Annotated in this window: 20 protein-coding genes and 1 tRNA gene; 8 read left to right on the forward strand and 13 right to left on the reverse strand. The window is 68.7% G+C overall.

All coding sequences use genetic code 11. The annotated features are described in order from the left end of the window. Positions 1–270 precede the first annotated feature (270 nt). On the forward strand, positions 271–2,610 hold the full coding sequence (locus V4Y04_RS13685; RefSeq protein ID WP_332428051.1) for a transglycosylase domain-containing protein: 2,340 nt from the start codon (positions 271–273) through the stop codon (positions 2,608–2,610). Positions 2,611–2,904: 294 nt separating this feature from the next. Here the strand turns inward: V4Y04_RS13685 and V4Y04_RS13690 are convergent, their stop codons facing one another. Together V4Y04_RS13690 and V4Y04_RS13695 are read right to left on the reverse strand one after the other, a co-directional pair. Beyond that, a complete protein-coding gene (locus V4Y04_RS13690) occupies positions 2,905–3,261 on the reverse strand; it encodes a GroES family chaperonin (RefSeq protein ID WP_055597118.1) in 357 nt (118 codons plus the stop codon). 115 nt (positions 3,262–3,376) lie between these two features. Then, entirely contained in the window at positions 3,377–3,709 is a 333-nt protein-coding gene (locus V4Y04_RS13695; RefSeq protein ID WP_332432831.1) for a DUF3618 domain-containing protein, read from the reverse strand. Positions 3,710–3,862: 153 nt separating this feature from the next. On the opposite strand from V4Y04_RS13695, the gene bcp reads away from it, so the two are divergent. From bcp to V4Y04_RS13715, 4 genes are all read left to right on the forward strand, one after another. Continuing rightward, positions 3,863–4,330: a thioredoxin-dependent thiol peroxidase gene (gene bcp, locus V4Y04_RS13700; RefSeq protein ID WP_332428058.1), complete on the forward strand. Its 468-nt coding sequence runs from the start codon at positions 3,863–3,865 to the stop codon at positions 4,328–4,330. Between the two features lie 134 nt (positions 4,331–4,464). Next, on the forward strand, positions 4,465–5,100 hold the full coding sequence (locus V4Y04_RS13705) for an HNH endonuclease signature motif containing protein (protein ID WP_332428060.1): 636 nt from the start codon (positions 4,465–4,467) through the stop codon (positions 5,098–5,100). Continuing rightward, a complete protein-coding gene (locus V4Y04_RS13710; protein ID WP_332428063.1) occupies positions 5,100–5,822 on the forward strand; it encodes an HNH endonuclease in 723 nt (240 codons plus the stop codon). The genes V4Y04_RS13705 and V4Y04_RS13710 overlap by 1 nt, the downstream gene beginning before the upstream one ends. Beyond that, positions 5,788–5,871 (forward strand) — tRNA-Leu (locus V4Y04_RS13715). The genes V4Y04_RS13710 and V4Y04_RS13715 overlap by 35 nt, the downstream gene beginning before the upstream one ends. 52 nt (positions 5,872–5,923) lie before the next feature. On the opposite strand, the gene rdgB is transcribed toward V4Y04_RS13715, so the two are convergent. From rdgB to V4Y04_RS13735, 4 genes are all read right to left on the reverse strand, one after another. Beyond that, complete coding sequence (gene rdgB, locus V4Y04_RS13720; protein ID WP_332428065.1) at positions 5,924–6,526, reverse strand: RdgB/HAM1 family non-canonical purine NTP pyrophosphatase; 603 nt, start codon at positions 6,524–6,526, stop codon at positions 5,924–5,926. 61 nt (positions 6,527–6,587) lie between these two features. After that, positions 6,588–6,986 carry a hypothetical protein gene (locus V4Y04_RS13725; protein ID WP_332428067.1) on the reverse strand — a complete coding sequence of 133 codons (399 nt, stop codon included), beginning with the start codon at positions 6,984–6,986 and terminating at the stop codon, positions 6,588–6,590. A gap of 145 nt (positions 6,987–7,131) precedes the next feature. Continuing rightward, positions 7,132–7,869 (reverse strand): ribonuclease PH, encoded by a 738-nt coding sequence (gene rph, locus V4Y04_RS13730; RefSeq protein WP_332428068.1) that lies wholly within the window; start codon positions 7,867–7,869, stop codon positions 7,132–7,134. 213 nt (positions 7,870–8,082) lie between these two features. Next, positions 8,083–8,316, reverse strand: coding sequence for a PTS glucose/sucrose transporter subunit IIB (locus tag V4Y04_RS13735; protein ID WP_332428070.1), 234 nt, complete (start codon positions 8,314–8,316; stop codon positions 8,083–8,085). Positions 8,317–8,553: 237 nt separating this feature from the next. Between V4Y04_RS13735 and V4Y04_RS13740 the strand changes: the two genes are divergently transcribed. Next, positions 8,554–9,309 (forward strand): PTS transporter subunit EIIC, encoded by a 756-nt coding sequence (locus V4Y04_RS13740; protein WP_443080011.1) that lies wholly within the window; start codon positions 8,554–8,556, stop codon positions 9,307–9,309. 256 nt (positions 9,310–9,565) lie between these two features. Continuing rightward, the gene (locus V4Y04_RS13745; protein ID WP_332428072.1) at positions 9,566–10,831 is read left to right on the forward strand and encodes a PTS transporter subunit EIIC; all 1,266 of its coding nucleotides are present in this window, start codon (positions 9,566–9,568) and stop codon (positions 10,829–10,831) included. Positions 10,832–10,897: 66 nt separating this feature from the next. Here the strand turns inward: V4Y04_RS13745 and V4Y04_RS13750 are convergent, their stop codons facing one another. Further along, positions 10,898–11,650, reverse strand: coding sequence for an MBL fold metallo-hydrolase (locus V4Y04_RS13750; RefSeq protein ID WP_332428074.1), 753 nt, complete (start codon positions 11,648–11,650; stop codon positions 10,898–10,900). A gap of 203 nt (positions 11,651–11,853) precedes the next feature. On the opposite strand from V4Y04_RS13750, the gene V4Y04_RS13755 reads away from it, so the two are divergent. Then, complete coding sequence (locus V4Y04_RS13755) at positions 11,854–12,375, forward strand: type II toxin-antitoxin system PemK/MazF family toxin (RefSeq protein ID WP_332428076.1); 522 nt, start codon at positions 11,854–11,856, stop codon at positions 12,373–12,375. Positions 12,376–12,507: 132 nt separating this feature from the next. On the opposite strand, the gene V4Y04_RS13760 is transcribed toward V4Y04_RS13755, so the two are convergent. The 6 genes from V4Y04_RS13760 to V4Y04_RS13785 all read right to left on the reverse strand — a co-directional run bounded on the left by V4Y04_RS13760 (position 12,508) and on the right by V4Y04_RS13785 (position 16,393). Beyond that, a complete protein-coding gene (locus V4Y04_RS13760; protein ID WP_332428077.1) occupies positions 12,508–13,458 on the reverse strand; it encodes a PLP-dependent cysteine synthase family protein in 951 nt (316 codons plus the stop codon). Between the two features lie 6 nt (positions 13,459–13,464). Then, a complete protein-coding gene (locus V4Y04_RS13765; protein ID WP_332428078.1) occupies positions 13,465–13,752 on the reverse strand; it encodes a MoaD/ThiS family protein in 288 nt (95 codons plus the stop codon). Positions 13,753–13,876: 124 nt separating this feature from the next. Beyond that, entirely contained in the window at positions 13,877–13,972 is a 96-nt protein-coding gene (locus V4Y04_RS13770) for a putative leader peptide (protein ID WP_332428079.1), read from the reverse strand. 174 nt (positions 13,973–14,146) lie between these two features. Beyond that, the gene (locus tag V4Y04_RS13775) at positions 14,147–14,569 is read right to left on the reverse strand and encodes a M67 family metallopeptidase (RefSeq protein WP_332428081.1); all 423 of its coding nucleotides are present in this window, start codon (positions 14,567–14,569) and stop codon (positions 14,147–14,149) included. Positions 14,570–14,748: 179 nt separating this feature from the next. After that, positions 14,749–16,176, reverse strand: a complete 1,428-nt coding sequence (locus V4Y04_RS13780) for an amino acid permease (protein WP_332428083.1) — start codon at positions 16,174–16,176, stop codon at positions 14,749–14,751. Positions 16,177–16,270: 94 nt separating this feature from the next. Beyond that, positions 16,271–16,393, reverse strand: a complete 123-nt coding sequence (locus tag V4Y04_RS13785) for a hypothetical protein (RefSeq protein WP_332428085.1) — start codon at positions 16,391–16,393, stop codon at positions 16,271–16,273. Between the last annotated feature and the right edge of the window lie 24 nt (positions 16,394–16,417).

The raw sequence follows: 16,417 nt of genomic DNA on the forward strand, positions 1-16,417 counted from the left end.
AGGCATTTTCCGGCTGCCGAGGGCCATACGTGTGAGAAGCCGTACAGCGGTCCGACACGCGCCGCCGACGGGAACGGACCGCCGGATGCGACAGTCTTCTACAAGGGGACGCACGCCCCGTACGCGCACGCATCACGCGTACCGGCCGAACCTGCCGTAACAGCCGAACCGGCCGTTACAGCTTCAACGGCAGGAACAGCGGCAACAGGCAGGAACAGCGGCAATAGCCGTACCCTCGGAAAAAATGCGAAACAGGAGTCCGTGCACGACATGAGCGACGAGCCGCAGCCACAGCAGCCCGCCCGGGGCAAGCGCCAGCGCACCGGATGGCGCCGGATCGTCCCCACCTGGCGGATGACGCTCGGCGCCCTCCTCGCCGGCGCACTCCTGCTCATCGGCGGTTTCTTCCTCGGCTACCACCTCGTGCACATCCCGTCCGCCAACGCCCTCGCGCTCAAGCAGGCCAACGTCTACCTGTACACCGACGGCTCCGTCATCGCCCGGGACGGCGAGGTCAACCGGGAGAACGTCGGCCTCGGCCGGATCTCCCAGGACGCGCAGCACGCCATCCTCGCCGCCGAGGACCGCGACTTCTACACCGAGTCCGCCGTCGACCCCCAGGCCATGCTCCGCGCCGCCTGGAACACCGCCACCGGCAAGGGCAAGCAGTCCGGCTCCACCATCACCCAGCAGTACGTGAAGAACTACTACCTCCAGCAGGAGCAGACCGTCACCCGCAAGGTGAAGGAATTCTTCATCGCGATCAAACTGGACCGCGAACAGAGCAAGGACAAGATCCTCGAGGGCTACCTCAACACCAGCTACTTCGGCCGCAACGCCTACGGCATCCAGGCCGCCGCCCAGGCCTACTACGGCATGGACGCCCAGGACCTCGACGCCGGCCGCGCCGCCTACCTCGCCGCCCTGGTCAACGCCCCCAGCCAGTACGACGTCGTCACCCACCCGGAGAACCGCCCCGCAGCCGAGTCCCGCTGGAACTACGTCCTGGACGGCATGGTCCAGAAGGGCTGGCTGAGCGGAACCGAGCGCGCCGGCCTGAAGTTCCCCCCGCCCAAGGAGAGCACCAACTCCACCGGCATGTCCGGCCAGCGCGGCTACATCGTGCAGATCATGAAGAACCACCTCGTCCAGAACAAGATCGTGGGCGAGGAGGAACTCGACACGGGCGGCTACCGCATCACCACCACCCTGCAGAAGGACAAGCAGAACGCCTTCGTCGACGCCGTCAACGACAACCTGATCGACCGGCTCGACCAGAAGGAACGCGAGGTCGACACGTACGTCCGCGCGGGCGGCACCGCCATCGAACCGAAGACCGGCAAGGTCCGCGCCATGTACAACGGCATCGACTACGTCAAGCAGTACACCCCCAACGCCACCCGCAGGGACTACCAGGTCGGCTCCATCTTCAAACCGTTCGTGTTCACCGCCGCCGTCGAGAACGCGTCCACCACCCAGGACGGCCGCCCCATCACCCCCAACACCGTCTACGACGGCACCAACAAACGCCCCGTCCAGGGCTGGTCCGGCGACCTCTACGAACCTGCCAACGAGGACGACCGCTCGTACGGCGACATCACCGTCCGCGAGGCCACCGACAAGTCCGTCAACGCCGTCTACGCCCAGCTGGCGGTCGACATCGGCTCCGACAAGGTCCAGCAGACCGCCATCGACCTCGGCCTCCCCTCCACCACGCCCGAACTGACCCCCTCCCCCTCCATCGCCCTCGGCGTGGCCACCGCCAGCACCCTGGACATGGCCCAGGCCTACGCGACCCTCGCCAACCACGGCGTACACAGCGACGCCGTCCTGATCGAGAAGATCACCAAGGACGGAAAAGAAACAGTGCCGCTGCCCGAGCCGAAGAAACACCGGGCCGTCAGCCGCGAAGCCGCCGACACCACCACCGCCGTCCTGCGCGGCGTCGTCCAGAACGGCACCGCGACCGCCGCCCTCGGCGCGGGCCGCCCCGCCGCCGGCAAGACCGGCACCGCGGAGGAGGACAAGGCCGCCTGGTTCGCCGGCTACACCCCCGAACTCGCCACCGTCATCGCGGTCATGGGCCAGAACCCGGACACCGCCGCACAGGAGAAGCTGTACGGCGCGATGGGACTGCCCCGCGTCAACGGCGGCGGGGCCCCCGCCGAGATCTGGGCCCAGTTCACCCGGGAGGCACTGGAGGACAAGCCCGTCAGCGCCTTCGACCTCGAACTGCAGCCGGACGCCGAACGGACCGCACCACCGACCGCCGGCACCGGCTCCCTCCCGCCCACGACCACCCCGGACGACGACACCCCCACCCCCGGACCGGACGAGAACACGGACCGGACCCCGGGCCCGGACGACGGCACCGGCGAAGGCCGCACCGAAGGCGGCACGAACGAAGGCACCGACGGCGACACCACGACCGGCGGCACGGACGACGGCACCTCCACCGGCGGCACCACGGACGGAACCACCGGCGGCGGCACCACCGGCGACACCGGCAGCGGCGGAACCGGAGGCAACGGCTCGACCGACGGCGAGAACCCCGGCGCGGGCAGCCGAGGAGGCCTCACCGGCTTCATCCCACGCCCCCGCGGGGAATGAGCGCGGGGAGGTCAGCGGGGGCGCGCCCGGGAAGTGGCCCCGGGGTGCGTGAGCACGGGGAGCGAGCGCCGGAAGTGAGCGCCGGGAGCGACCGCGCCCAGCGCTCAGCCACTCAGTGCCCCGACATCGCCTTCAACCCCACCACGGCGACCACCGACGGCCCGTCTCGTCGGGGCCCAGTGAGCCCCCACCCCGAAGCCCCGGCCAGAACGGCCGGAAGGGCTGGTGACCATGGTCACCAGCCCTTCCGGCCGTCACAACGGCAACACCGCGACACTCCACGGGCCCACGGATCTACAGGTACAGGCCCGTCGAGTCCTCCGACCCCTCGAACCGGTCCGCGGCCACGGCGTGCAGATCACGCTCCCGCATCAGCACGTACGCGGTACCCCGCACCTCGACCTCCGCACGGTCCTCCGGGTCGTACAGCACCCGGTCACCCGTCTCCACCGTCCGGACGTTCTGCCCCACCGCGACGACCTCGGCCCAGGCCAGCCGACGGCCGACCGCCGCCGTCGCGGGAATCAGGATGCCGCCCCCGGACCGCCGCTCGCCCTCACTCGCGTCCTGCCGCACCAGCACACGGTCGTGCAGCATCCGGATAGGCAGCTTGTCGTGCCGGGGATCGTGCTCGTTCTTCTTCGCGCTCACGCCTGAAACCTACCTGCCTCGGCCACGGATGTACGCGATCGGGTCCGGATCCGGACCCGGGTAAGGGTGCGGGTAAGGGTGCGGGTAAGGGTGCGGGTATGGGTACGGATACGGATCAACGCCTGCGCCGGCGCGACCCCAGAGCCAGCAGCCCCACCACACCCACCACTACCACCACCGCGACCGGCACGACCCGCTCCAGCCGCGGCGCACCGTTCAGATCCACGAACTGCGCCTTGACATCACTCACCGCACGATTGACACCGACGTACGCCCTGCCGAGCGTGTGATCGACATGGGAGGCGGCCCTGGCCTTCGCGTCCCCCACGATCGTCTTCGGATGCACCCGCACGCCGATCTCGTCCAGGGTCTCGGCCAGCACCGCGCGACGGCGCTTGATGTCCGCCTCGATCTCCGCCGGGGTTCTGGTGTCCGCCGTGTCCGCCACCGTGTCGCCTCCGAAATCCGCTGAAACCATAAAAGCCGTACCTGTGCCGGACAGTCTGTCAGCTTCACGCCGCACCGCACGGTCAGGGCACCCGGATACCCTCGATCCCGGCACCCGATCCACCCAGCGTGTACGTACGAGGAGACCAGACCGATGAGCGAACGCCTCGAGCCCGGAGCCCCGGCCCCCGCCTTCACCCTGCCCGACGCCGACGGCAACGAGGTGTCCCTGGCCGACCACAAGGGCCGCAAGGTCATCGTCTACTTCTACCCGGCGGCGCTCACCCCCGGCTGCACCAAGCAGGCCTGCGACTTCACCGACAACCTCGAGCTGCTGACCGGCGCGGGCTACGACGTCATCGGCATCTCCCCCGACAAGCCCGAGAAGCTCGCCAAGTTCCGCGAGAAGGAGTCCCTGAAGGTCACCCTCCTCGCCGACCCGGACAAGCAGGTCCTGGAGGCGTACGGCGCCTTCGGCGAGAAGAAGCTGTACGGCAAGACCGTCGTCGGCGTGATCCGCTCCACGATCGTCGTCGACGAGGAGGGCAAGGTCGAGCACGCCTTCTACAACGTCAAGGCGACGGGCCACGTGGCCAAGATCATCAGGGACCTGGGCGTCTGACCCACCCCCTCGCGAACGGCCCGCACCGACAACCCGGTGCGGGCCGTTCCCCGTGTCACGCGTGACCGTCCGATAAACGGTTCGTTACTCCGTACGAGGCCACGAACGGGTGGCCTAGGAACGGAGGGGACTCGATGGGGACGAGCGCGTACACGAAGGAGCGGCTGGAGGAAGCGGCTCGGGGGGCACGGACGCTGTCGGAGGCGTTGGTGCGGCTGGGGGTGGATCCGAGGAGTCCGACGCGGGCGTACATCCGGGAGCGGATGAAGAGATTGGGCGTGGGCGTATCTCACTTCGAGCCCGATGCAGTGCGATGGACCAGGGATGTTCTGCAAGCGGCGGTATCCACTTCGACCAACATGTGCGAGGTGCTGCGCCGCCTCGGGCTTGAAGTTGTCGGGGGTCATCACACGCACATCAGCCGCCGCATCAAGGCGTACGGCATCGACACCTCACACTTTGAAGTGCCGGCCGCGCGTGCCAGGACAGGAGGAAACATCCTCTCCGAGCAGCCGCCGAGTCGAGCCAGACGTGTCGACGGCAGTCGGCTCAAGCGCGCGATGCTCGAAGCGGGAATGAATGATCACTGCGCCCTGTGTGGGCTGGAGGCCCTGTGGCGGGGAGAGCCACTGCCGCTCGAGGTCGATCACATCGACGGCAATTGGCGGAACAACCGGCTCGAGAACCTGCGCTTACTCTGCCCCAATTGCCACTCCACAACGGACAGCTACCGAGGGCGTGGCACGGAGCGCGCAAGGAGCGGCGCCTGATGGGCAGCGGCACTCTGTACACCCGTGAACGCATGACCGAGGCGGCCACGCGCTGCTCCGACATCGACGAAGTCATTACCTTCTTCGGCACCCGACCCTACGAAACGCTTCGGCGATACCTGCACAAGCGCTTCGAGCACTACGACATCGACATCTCTCACTTCCGCCACCGGGGCAGACGCACCATGCGCCGTACGAGGCCCACAAGCAGCGAACTACGCACAGCCGTCGCGGCGTCCACTTCCATGGCTGAGGTCCTGAGCAGCTTGGATCGCCCCGACAACACCAGCCAGCGCACAATGGTGCGGTCATGGATCGCGGAGGAGCAGCTTTCAACCGCGCACTTCCTGGGGCAGGCTCACCGGCGGGGGAGGCCGAGCTCCAACCCTCTGAAGAGCGCTGAAGACATCCTGGTCCTGCACAGCGCCGAGCACCGCACGAGAACGCCACAGCTCCGCCGAGCCCTACGCGAGATCGGTGTACCCGAACGCTGCGCCACGTGTGGCATCGGGCCCAACTGGCGCGGGATGCCGATGACGCTGGAGGTCGATCACATCAACGGGGATTGGCGGGACGATCGGCGCGAGAACTTGCGGCTTCTGTGCCCCAACTGCCACGCGATCACCAGCACGTGGTGCAGGGGAGGCGTCAGGCAACGCACGACCCCCGGTACCATGACAGGCACCAGCGGCGGTGGCGCAACGGCGACGCGGCAGACTTAGGATCTGTGGCCCTTGATCGGGCTTGAGGGTTCGAATCCCTTCCGCCGCACACTAACGGCCTGCGAATCGAAGGATGATACGCAGGCCGTCGTCATGCGGGCTCACCCCAGCAGCTCTCGCACCACCGGTACCAGTGCCCGGAAGGCCTTGCCCCGGTGGCTGATGGCGTTCTTCTCCGCCGCGGACAGCTCCGCGCACGTGCGGGTCTCGTCGTCGGGCTGGAGGATCGGGTCGTAGCCGAAGCCGCCGGTGCCGGCCGGGGTGTGGCGCAGGGTGCCTCGCAGTTGGCCTTCGACGACGCGTTCGGTGCCGTCGGGGAGGGCGAGGGCGGCGGCGCAGGCGAAGTAGGCGCCGCGGTGGGTGTCGTCGATGTCGGAGAGCTGGGCCAGGAGCAGGTCGAGGTTGGCCTTGTCGTCGCCGTGGCGGCCTGCCCAGCGGGCGGAGAAGATGCCGGGGGCGCCGCCGAGGACGTCGACGCAGAGGCCGGAGTCGTCGGCGACGGCGGGGTGTCCGGTGGCGCGGGCGAGGGCGTGGGCCTTGAGGAGGGCGTTCTCGGCGAAGGTGGTGCCGGTTTCCTTGACGTCGGGGACGTCGGGGTAGGCGTCGGCGCCGACGAGTTCGTGGGGCAGTCCGGCGTCGGCGAGGATCGACCGCAGTTCGGTGATCTTTCCGGCGTTGCGGGTGGCGAGGATCAGGCGGGTCATGGGGTCCAGTATCGCGGGCCCCATGACCGGTGCCTCGTCCGTGTCATACGGGACTACGGGACTACGGCGTGCAGACCTTCGTCAGTTCGCCGGCCGCGTCGGTGACGGGGCTGAGGTCGGGGGTGGTGTCGCCGTCCTCGACGGAGGTGCGGACGTTGCCGACGGCCTTGTCCAGGTTGTCGACGGCCTTGCCGACGTCGGCGTTGTCGGTCTGGTCGCCTATCTCGCCGAGGTTCTGGTCGATGGAGTCGAGGGACTCCTCGAGCTGGGTGGCGTCGTTGGAGGCGTTTTCGACGGCCTGTTGGAGTTCGGTGACGCTGTCGGCGATGGCGTCGGCGGTCCGGACGCAGTCGAGTGCCTTGTCGACGGCACTGCAGCCGGTGGTGAGTCCGGCGGTGAGTGCGACGGCAGCCAGTGTGGCGGCGACGGCTGTGGTGCGGCGTCGGCGGCTCGCGGCCATGGAACGGTCCCTCCCTCGTGGGGCCGGGCGGCCCTCCTCGCTGACCGGGTGTGCGGAGTGGATCCCGTCCGTACGCCCGTACCCATGAGGACGCGGGGATGGCCGACGCGGTTGCCCGCGTCGGCCATGTCCCTTGGTACGTCCTTTACCTTTCGAGGACGCTATCAAGTGCGGTGCGCTGTGCGGTAGTCAGTTCGGCACAGCCGGCGACGGCGAGGTCGAGGAGGGCGTTGAGTTCGGTGCGGTCGAAGGGCTGGGCTTCGGCGGTGCCCTGGACTTCGACGAAGCGGCCGTCGCCGGTGCAGATGACGTTCATGTCGGTGTCGGCGCGGACGTCCTCCTCGTAGCGGAGGTCGAGGAGGGGGGTGCCGTCGACGATGCCGACGGAGACGGCGCTGACGGTGCCGGTGAGGGGTTTCCGGCTGGCGCGGATGAGTTTGTTGTCCCTGGACCAGTTGATGGCGTCGGCGAGGGCGACGTAGGCGCCGGTGATGGCGGCGGTGCGGGTGCCGCCGTCGGCCTGGAGGACGTCGCAGTCGAGGACGATGGTGTTCTCGCCGAGTTGCTTGTAGTCGATGACGGCGCGCAGGGACCGGCCGATGAGGCGGCTGATCTCGTGGGTGCGTCCGCCGATGCGGCCGCGGACGGATTCGCGGTCGCCGCGTGTGTTGGTGGCGCGGGGGAGCATCGAGTATTCGGCGGTCACCCAGCCCTCGCCGGTGCCTTTGCGCCAGCGGGGGACGCCTTCGGTGACGGAGGCGGTGCAGAGGACTTTGGTGTCGCCGAAGGAGACGAGGACGGAGCCTTCGGCGTGCTTGCTCCAGCCGCGTTCGATGGTGACCGGGCGGAGTTGTTCGGGGGTGCGGCCGTCGATTCGAGACATGGTGTCGAGCCTAGCCGTATACGGGAGGGGCCCCTTCCGGGTGCGGCGGGTGCGCTGCCGCCGGGAAGGGGCCCTCGGGTGCCGGGTGTTCCCGGTGCCGTGGATCTTCGGACGCTCCGGGTACTCAGGAGGTTCCGGGTGTTCAGGACGCTCCGGGTGTCCGGGAGGTTCCGGGTGTTCAGGAGGTTCCGGGTGCTCAGGAGGTTCCGGTGGTCACATCATGTCTTCGATCTCGGCCGCGAGGGGGTCGGCGTCGGTGCCGATGACGACCTGGATGGCGGTGCCCATCTTGACGACGCCGTGGGCGCCGGCGGACTTCAGTGCGGCGTCGTCGACCTTGGAGGCGTCGATGACTTCGGTGCGGAGGCGGGTGATGCAGCCCTCGATCTCCTCGATGTTCTCGATGCCGCCGAGCCCGGCGACGATCTTCTCAGCCTTGGTGGCCATGTTCGCTCTCCCTGATCCGAACCGCTTTTGTCGCAGTAACCCACAGTTGGCCCATCTTCGCGAGCGGTCGTGCCGTCCGTACCGAAGGATGGCGTCACGATAGCGGGGCCGCCTCCAACTGGTCTACACCACCGGGGGGACCGTCGCCAAACCCTCCCGGCGAATCCCCCGTGAACCTCCCAGTGGACCTCTCGGCGAACCTCTCAGCGAGCCTCCCGATGAAATGAAGGGGACCGGATGAGTACGCAGAGTCCCGCCGGTGCCGGTCCGGAGGTCGGTTCCCTGCGTGCGCGCCGGCAGCGGCTGTTCCAGGGGCTGCAGAAGATGGGCCGCAGTCTGCAGCTGCCGATCGCGGTGCTGCCGGCGGCGGGCATCCTCAACCGGCTGGGCCAGCCGGACATGTTCGGGGACGACGGTCTGGGCTGGACGGACGTCTCCAGGGTGATGGTGGGTGCGGGCGGCGCGCTGCTGGACGGTTCGCTGGGGCTGCCGCTGCTGTTCTGTGTCGGTGTGGCCATCGGCATGGCGAAGAAGGCGGACGGGTCGACGGCGCTGGCGCTGGTGGTGGTGGTGGTGGCGGTGGTGGCGGCGCTGGCGATCACGCACTGTGCGAGGCCGGCCCGCCGTAAGGAGGTCGGCGGTCTGATGCTGTCGGTGGCGCTGACGTCGTTCGTGACGGGGATCACGGAGCCGATCGAGTACTCGTTCCTGTTCGTCGCGCCGGCGCTGTACGCGGTGCACGCGGTGCTGACGGGTGTGTCGATGGCGGTGACGTGGGGGTTGGGGGTGCACGACGGGTTCAGCTTCTCGGCGGGGCTGATCGACTACGTCATCAACTGGAACCTGGCGACGAGGCCGTGGGCGATCGTTCCGATCGGGCTGTGCTTCGCGGTGGTGTATTACGTGGTCTTCCGGTTCGCGATCACGAAGTTCGACCTGAAGACGCCGGGGCGGGAGGCGGAGGAGGAGGTGGAGGACACCACCAAGGCCTGAGGGGAGCCCCTTAAGGTGTAATCGGTCGTTCGAGCCCTCGGATCATGGGTCCGGGGGCCTTTCGGTGCGCCTGGGGGAATGGGGTAACGGCCGCGGAGCGGGTACGGAGTGTAGCTCTCCGGTTGCGGAATCCGAGGGTTCCTCATACGACCTTCATCGTGCTACAACAGGTCTACACCACTGAGTGGTGTAGACCACCGGACGCCGCCGTCCCCTCCTTTGCCCCCGCGCGGCGCCATGCCCACTGGAGGAAGTTGTGTCCACGGCCAGCGCCGCTCCTGCGGCCGAGAAGAAGAAGGGCTCCGGTGTGATGGCTGTGCTGCAGCGCATCGGCCGCAGCCTGATGCTGCCGGTGGCCGTGCTGCCCGCCGCCGCGCTGCTGGTGCGCCTCGGCAACACCGACATGCTCGGGCGCCCGGAGTTCCCGGCCTTCCTGACGAAGATCGCGTCCTTCATGGCCGCCGGCGGCAACGCGATCCTCGACAACATGGCCCTGCTCTTCGCGGTGGGCATCGCCATCGGCTACGCGAAGAAGTCGGACGGCTCGACCGCGCTGGCCGCCGTCGTCGGCTACCTGGTCTTCAAGAACGTCCTCGGCACGTTCACCGACGGCAGCCTGCCCAAGCAGGAAGCCATCGTCGACGGCAAGATCGTGATGGTCGAGCAGGCAGTGGACGCCAAGGTGCTCGGCGGTGTGGTCATGGGCCTCGTCGTCGCCCTGCTCTACCAGCGCTTCTACCGCACCAAGCTGCCCGACTGGGCGGGCTTCTTCGGCGGCCGCCGCCTGGTCCCGATCCTGTCGGCGTTCGCAGGTCTGCTCATGGGCATCGTCTTCGGCTATGTCTGGCCGGTCCTCGGCGCCGGTCTGCACAACTTCGGTGAGTGGCTGGTCGGTTCCGGTGCCGTCGGCGCAGGCATCTTCGGTGTCGCCAACCGTGCTCTGATCCCGGTCGGCATGCACCACCTGCTGAACTCCTTCCCCTGGCTCCAGGCGGGCGAGTACGAGGGCAAGAGCGGTGACATCGCCCGCTTCCTCGCCGGTGACCCGAGCGCCGGCCAGTTCATGACCGGTTTCTTCCCGATCATGATGTTCGCGCTGCCCGCCGCCTGTCTGGCCATCGTGCACTGCGCCCGCCCCGAGCGCCGCAAGGTCGTCGGCGGCATGATGCTCTCCCTGGCGCTGACCTCGTTCGTCACCGGCGTGACCGAGCCGATCGAGTTCACGTTCATGTTCATCGCGCCGATCCTGTACGCGATCCACGCGGTCCTCACCGGTGTCTCGATGGCGCTGACCTGGGCTCTGGGGATGAAGGACGGCTTCGGATTCTCGGCCGGCGCGGTCGACTTCGCCCTGAACCTGGGCATCGCCACCAACCCGTGGGGCCTGGCCCTGGTCGGCCTCTGCTTCGCGGCGGTCTACTACGTGGTCTTCCGCTTCGCCATCACCAAGTTCAACCTGCCGACGCCGGGCCGTGAGTCCGACGAGGAACTGGCGGAGCTGCAGAAGGCCGAGGCCAAGTAGCCCGCATGACCGCATAGACCGAGGCCCCGGAGCCATGACGCTCCGGGGCCTCGGTCGTGCGCGGGCTCAGATCACGTACGTCACGCCGGGGGCCGCCAGTTCCACCGGTCCGTCGTAGGCCGCGCGTGCGTCGGCGAGGTTGACCTGCGGGTCGGTCCACGGGGCGATGTGGGTGAGGACCAGCCGGCGGGCCCGGGCGCGGGCCGCCGACTCACCCGCCTCGCGGCCGTTGAGATGCAGGTCGGGGATGTTCTCCTTGCCGGCGGTGAAGGCGGCCTCGCACAGGAACAGGTCGGTTTCGTGGGCGAGTTCGTCGAGCGCGGTGCTCACCCCGGTGTCGCCGGAGTACGTCAGTGACTTCCCGCCGTGTTCGAGACGGATGGCGTACGCCTCCACCGGGTGCGCGACGCGTTCGGTGTGCACGACGAACGGGCCGAGCTCGAAGGTGGACGGTTTGACCGTGTGGAAGTCGAAGACCTCGCTCATGGAGGAGGCGGAGGGGGTGTCGGCGTAGGCCGTGGTCAGCCGGTGCTCCGTGCCCTCGGGTCCGTAGACCGGGATCGGGTCGCAGCGGCCTCCGTCGTGCCGGTAGTAGCGCACCACGAAGTACGCGCACATGTCGATGCAGTGGTCGGCGTGCAGATGACTGAGGAAGATCGCGTCCAGGTCGTAGAGACCGCAGTGGCGCTGCAACTCGCCCAGGGCTCCGTTGCCCATGTCGAGGAGCAGCCGGAAGCCGTCGGCCTCTACGAGGTAGCTCGAACAGGCCGATTCCACGGACGGGAACGACCCCGAGCAGCCGACGACGGTGAGCTTCATGGAGCAGAAACCTCCGCTGGCGGGGTAGTGAAAACGGGGGTCGTGCGGTTCGTCGAGCGTAAGGCGCAAAACCTTTGGTCGCTCCTCCGCCAAGGGCTGTTGTGGGGGAACTCACCTGCGCTGTCACCGGTTCGGTTGGAAGCGGATCACATGGGGCGCGCGAGAAGGCGCACGGCTGCGGCCCGCGCCGGTACGGTCGGGTCATGAACACGTCGTGGTGGCTCGCACTCGTCGCGGTGGTACTGCTCGCGCTGGTCGCCGCGCTCGTCGACGGATGGGGCCGGGGGCACCGGCACCGGCCCCGCGTCCGGAGTGCGCCGGCCGGGGCGGGGACCGTTACGGACGACGGGGGCGACGGGGGTGGCCGGCCCCGGCCCGCGGAGATCTGGTGGGCGGACGTGCCCTACGAGGAGGTGCCGGGGGCGGGGAACGGGGCGCGTTCGGGGGACGGGGCGCCGGCGGGGGACGGGGTGTCGAAGGACCGGCCGTGCCTGGTGCTGGCGGTGCGCGGGGAGCGGGTGACGGTCGCGAAGATCACGACGCGCTTCCGGGAGGAACGCGCCGGGGTGGTCCCGCTGCCGCCGGGATCCGTCGGGGACGCCCGGGGCCGGGCGAGTTTCCTGGAGACGGACGAGTTGCGCGAGGTCCCGGTACGGGAGTTCCGGCGCAGGGTGGGGCCCGTCGACCCGACGGTGTGGGACCGGGTCCGGCATCTGGCGCGGTGACCGCCGGGCGGCAGAACGGCGAAGGGGCGAAAAGGCGAAGGGGCCGGAGTGGATCTCCGGCCCCTTCGTACTGCTCTGGTGTGCGTCCTGCCCTCATGGGTCATGCCCTTGTGGGCGTCATGCCCTCGCGGGTCACGCCCAGAGCTGGCCCTGGAGCGTGTCGATGGCTTCCTCCGTCGTGGCGGCGGTGTAGACACCGGTCGACAGGTACTTCCAGCCGCCGTCGGCGACGACGAAGACGACGTCGGCGGTCTCCCCCGCACGGAGCGCCTTGTTCGCGACGCCGATCGCGGCGTGCAGGGCGGCTCCGGTGGAGACACCGGCGAATATGCCTTCCTGCTGGAGGAGTTCACGGGTCCGGGTGACGGCGTCGGCGGAGCCGACCGAGAACCGGGTGGTGAGGACGGAGGCGTCGTACAGCTCGGGGACGAAGCCCTCGTCGAGGTTGCGCAGCCCGTAGACGAGGTCGTCGTAGCGGGGTTCGGCGGCGACGATCTTCACGTCGGGCTTGTGCTCGCGCAGGTAGCGGCCGACGCCCATGAGGGTGCCGGTGGTGCCGAGGCCGGCCACGAAGTGCGTGATCGAGGGCAGGTCGGTGAGGATCTCCGGGCCGGTGGTCGCGTAGTGGGCGCCCGCGTTGTCCGGGTTGCCGTACTGGTAGAGCATCACCCAGTCCGGGTGTTCGGCGCCGATCTCCTTGGCGACCCGCACGGCGGTGTTGGAGCCGCCGGCGGCCGGGGAGGAGATGATCTCCGCGCCCCACATGGACAGCAGGTCGCGGCGTTCCCGCGAGGTGTTCTCGGGCATCACGCACACCATGCGGTAGCCCTTGAGCTTGGCGGCCATGGCCAGGGAGATGCCGGTGTTGCCGGACGTCGGCTCCAGGATGGTGCAGCCCGGGGTCAGCCGGCCGTCCTTCTCCGCCTGTTCGATCATGAACAGGGCCGGACGGTCCTTGATCGAGCCAGTCGGGTTACGGTCCTCGAGCTTCGCCCAGACACGGACGTCGGTGGACGGCGAGAGCCGCGGCAGGCGCACCAGCGGGGTGTTGCCGACCGCGGCCAGGGGGGAGTCGTAACGCATCGCCGATCAGGCCGTGCCGCCGGCCACGGCCGGCAGGATCGTGACGTTGTCGCCGTCGGTCAGCTTGGTGTTGATGCCGTCGAGGAAGCGGACGTCCTCGTCGTTGAGGTAGACGTTGACGAAGCGGCGCAGCTGGTCGCCCTTGGCGTCGTCGATGAGGCGTGCCCTGATGCCCGCGTGCCGGGTCTCGAGGTCGGCGAAGAGCTCGGTGAGGGTGTTCCCGGTGCCTTCCACCGCCTTCTGACCGTCGGTGTACTGGCGGAGGATGGTGGGGATCCGGACCTCGATGGCCATGGCGTGGGACTCCTGTCGGTGTTTTCGTCTGGTCGGTGGGCGCGCGGCGGCGCGGGCGGCGCGTGGGGATGCGTACGCGGTGGAGCCGCCGGGGCTCACGGGCCGTACGGCGGGAGGCTCGGTGTCAACAGATGGCGCTGGCGAGTCTGCACAGGTCGACGTGCAGCCGCGCCACGAGCAGTGCGCCCGGCGTCTTGTCGCTCACGTCATGGAGAACCATGGGCTCATCGTATCGATTCCCGATGGCCGGATCCGAGTGTCGTCTCATACTTCGGAAGATGGCCGATCGATATGTGGGAAGAGGCAGGTCGGGGCCCCGTCAGGCACTGCGCGAGCGGGCGCCTGGAGGGGTGGGGAGAGGGCCCGAAGAGGGCCGGGAAGGCTCGGGCGCGGGTCAGTACGCCTCGACGACCTTGACCTCCTCCTCGGTGACCTCGCCGTCCACGATCCGGAACGAGCGGAACTGGAAGTCGCCGAGGCCGTCGGTGTCGGCGGTGGAGACCAGGACGTAGTGGGCGCCGGGCTCGCTCGCGAGGGTGATGTCGGTGCGGGAGGGGTGCGCCTCGGTCGCGGTGTGGGAGTGGTAGACGATCACCGGCTCCTCGTCGTTGTCGTCCATCTCGCGGTACAGCTTGAGCAGGTCCTTCGAGTCGAACTCGTAGAACGTGGGCGAGCGGGCCGCGTTCAGCATGGGCACGAAACGCTCGGGCCGGCCGGAGCCCGCCGGGCCCGCCACCACGCCGCACGCCTCGTCGGGGTGGTCCTCGCGTGCGTGGGCGACGATCCGGTCGTACAGCTCCTGGGTGATGGTCAGCATGGGACTCAGGATAAGCAGACGGGCCGTCCCGTACCGAGGGGTGATACGGGGCGGCCCGGATGCCGGACGTCGGGGCACCTTGACCGGCGGTCGTGCGGGAGTGCCACGAGCACTCCCGCACGACGGGTACGGCCACACGGCAGAACCCCACGGCCGGTGCTCCCCACGGCCGGTAGGAGCTAGCCGCCGATCTTCTCGAACTTCGGCTCGCGGTCCTCGGTGATCCGCGGATCGCGGTTCTTGAGGACCGCCCAGCCGGTCCCCAGGACGAGGGCCCAGCCGGCCATCACGTAGAGGCAGATCCTGGCCTCCGCGTCGATCGCGATGAGGGAGGTGACGAAGAGCAGGAACGCGATGGCGATGTAGGAGCACACCGAGCCGCCGGGCGCCGGGAAGGAGGAGGCGGGCAGTCGGCCCGCGACCACCTGGCGGCGGTAGAGGATGTGGCTGATCAGGATCATCAGCCAGGTCCAGATGCCGGCCGCCGTGGCGATGGAGGTGACGTAGCCGAACGCCTTCTCCGGGACGACGTAGTTCAGGACGACGCCGATGCCCATGAAGACCACCGAGGTGGCGATGCCGAGCGCCGGGGTCTTGCTGGAGGAGAGCCGCTGGTAGATCCGCGGGGCCTCGCCGTTTTCCGCGAGACTGCGCAGCATGCGGCCCGTGGAGTACATCCCGGAGTTGCAGGAGGACAGGGCGGCGGTCAGCACGACGAAGTTGACGATGGCGGCGCCGGCCGGAATGCCGATCTGGGCGAAGGCCGCGACGAAGGGGCTGACCCCCGGCGCGAACTCGGTCCACTTGACCACGCACAGGATGACGGTGAGGGCACCGACGTAGAACAGGGCGATGCGCCAGGGCAGGGTGTTGATCGCCTTGGGGAGGGTCTTCTCCGGGTTCTTGGACTCGCCGGCCGTGACGCCGACGATTTCGATGGCGAGGTAGGCGAACATGACGCCCTGGAGGGTCATCAGGGACGATCCGATGCCCTTGGGGAAGAAGCCGTCGAAGGCCCAGAGGTTGGACACCGCGGCGGTGTCCCCGGCGGCGCTGAAGCCGAGGGTGAGCACGCCCAGCCCGATCACGATCATGCCGATGATGGCGGTGACCTTGATCATCGAGAACCAGAACTCGATCTCGCCGAACATCTTCACCGAGATGAGGTTGGCCCCGAAGAGGACGAGCAGGAAGACCAGGGCGGTGACCCACTGCGGGATCTGTGGGAACCAGTAGTTGATGTAGATCGCGGCGGCCGTGAGTTCGGCCATACCGATGACGATCCACATCAGCCAGTACGTCCAGCCGGTGAAGTAGCCGAAGAACGGGCCGAGGAACTCCCGCGAGTACTCGGCGAAGGAACCCGAGACCGGGCGGTAGAGCAGGAGCTCGCCGAGCGCCCGCATGATGAAGAAGATGATCACGCCGGCGAGGGCGTACATCACGATCAGGCTGGGTCCGGCCTTGGCGATGTTCGCCCCGGCTCCCAGGAAGAGGCCGACGCCGATGGCGCCGCCGATCGCGATCATCTGGACTTGACGGCCGCTGAGACCGCGCTCATACCCCTCGTCGGATACGGACTCCGTGTCGACCTGCGGTGAGGCCATGTGGCATGCGCCTTTCTCCATCCCGGTCCGGGCCGCTGGTGGGCCCCGGACCGGGTCTCTGTCCCCCCGGACTGATGGAGCTGAGCGCGTCCGCTCACGCCTGGCCGGCGGTCGCCGGCTCGGTGGCGCACCCGGCGGGCGTACCGATGGTGTTCGCCGGGTGGTCGTGCAGATCTATCACGACCGCAACACTGATCAGCAGCGATTCGTGGCGCACATCACAGGAGAAAGCGGACAGACG

The sequence above is a fragment of the Streptomyces sp. P9-A2 genome, assembly GCF_036634175.1.
Lineage (GTDB): Bacteria > Actinomycetota > Actinomycetes > Streptomycetales > Streptomycetaceae > Streptomyces > Streptomyces pratens.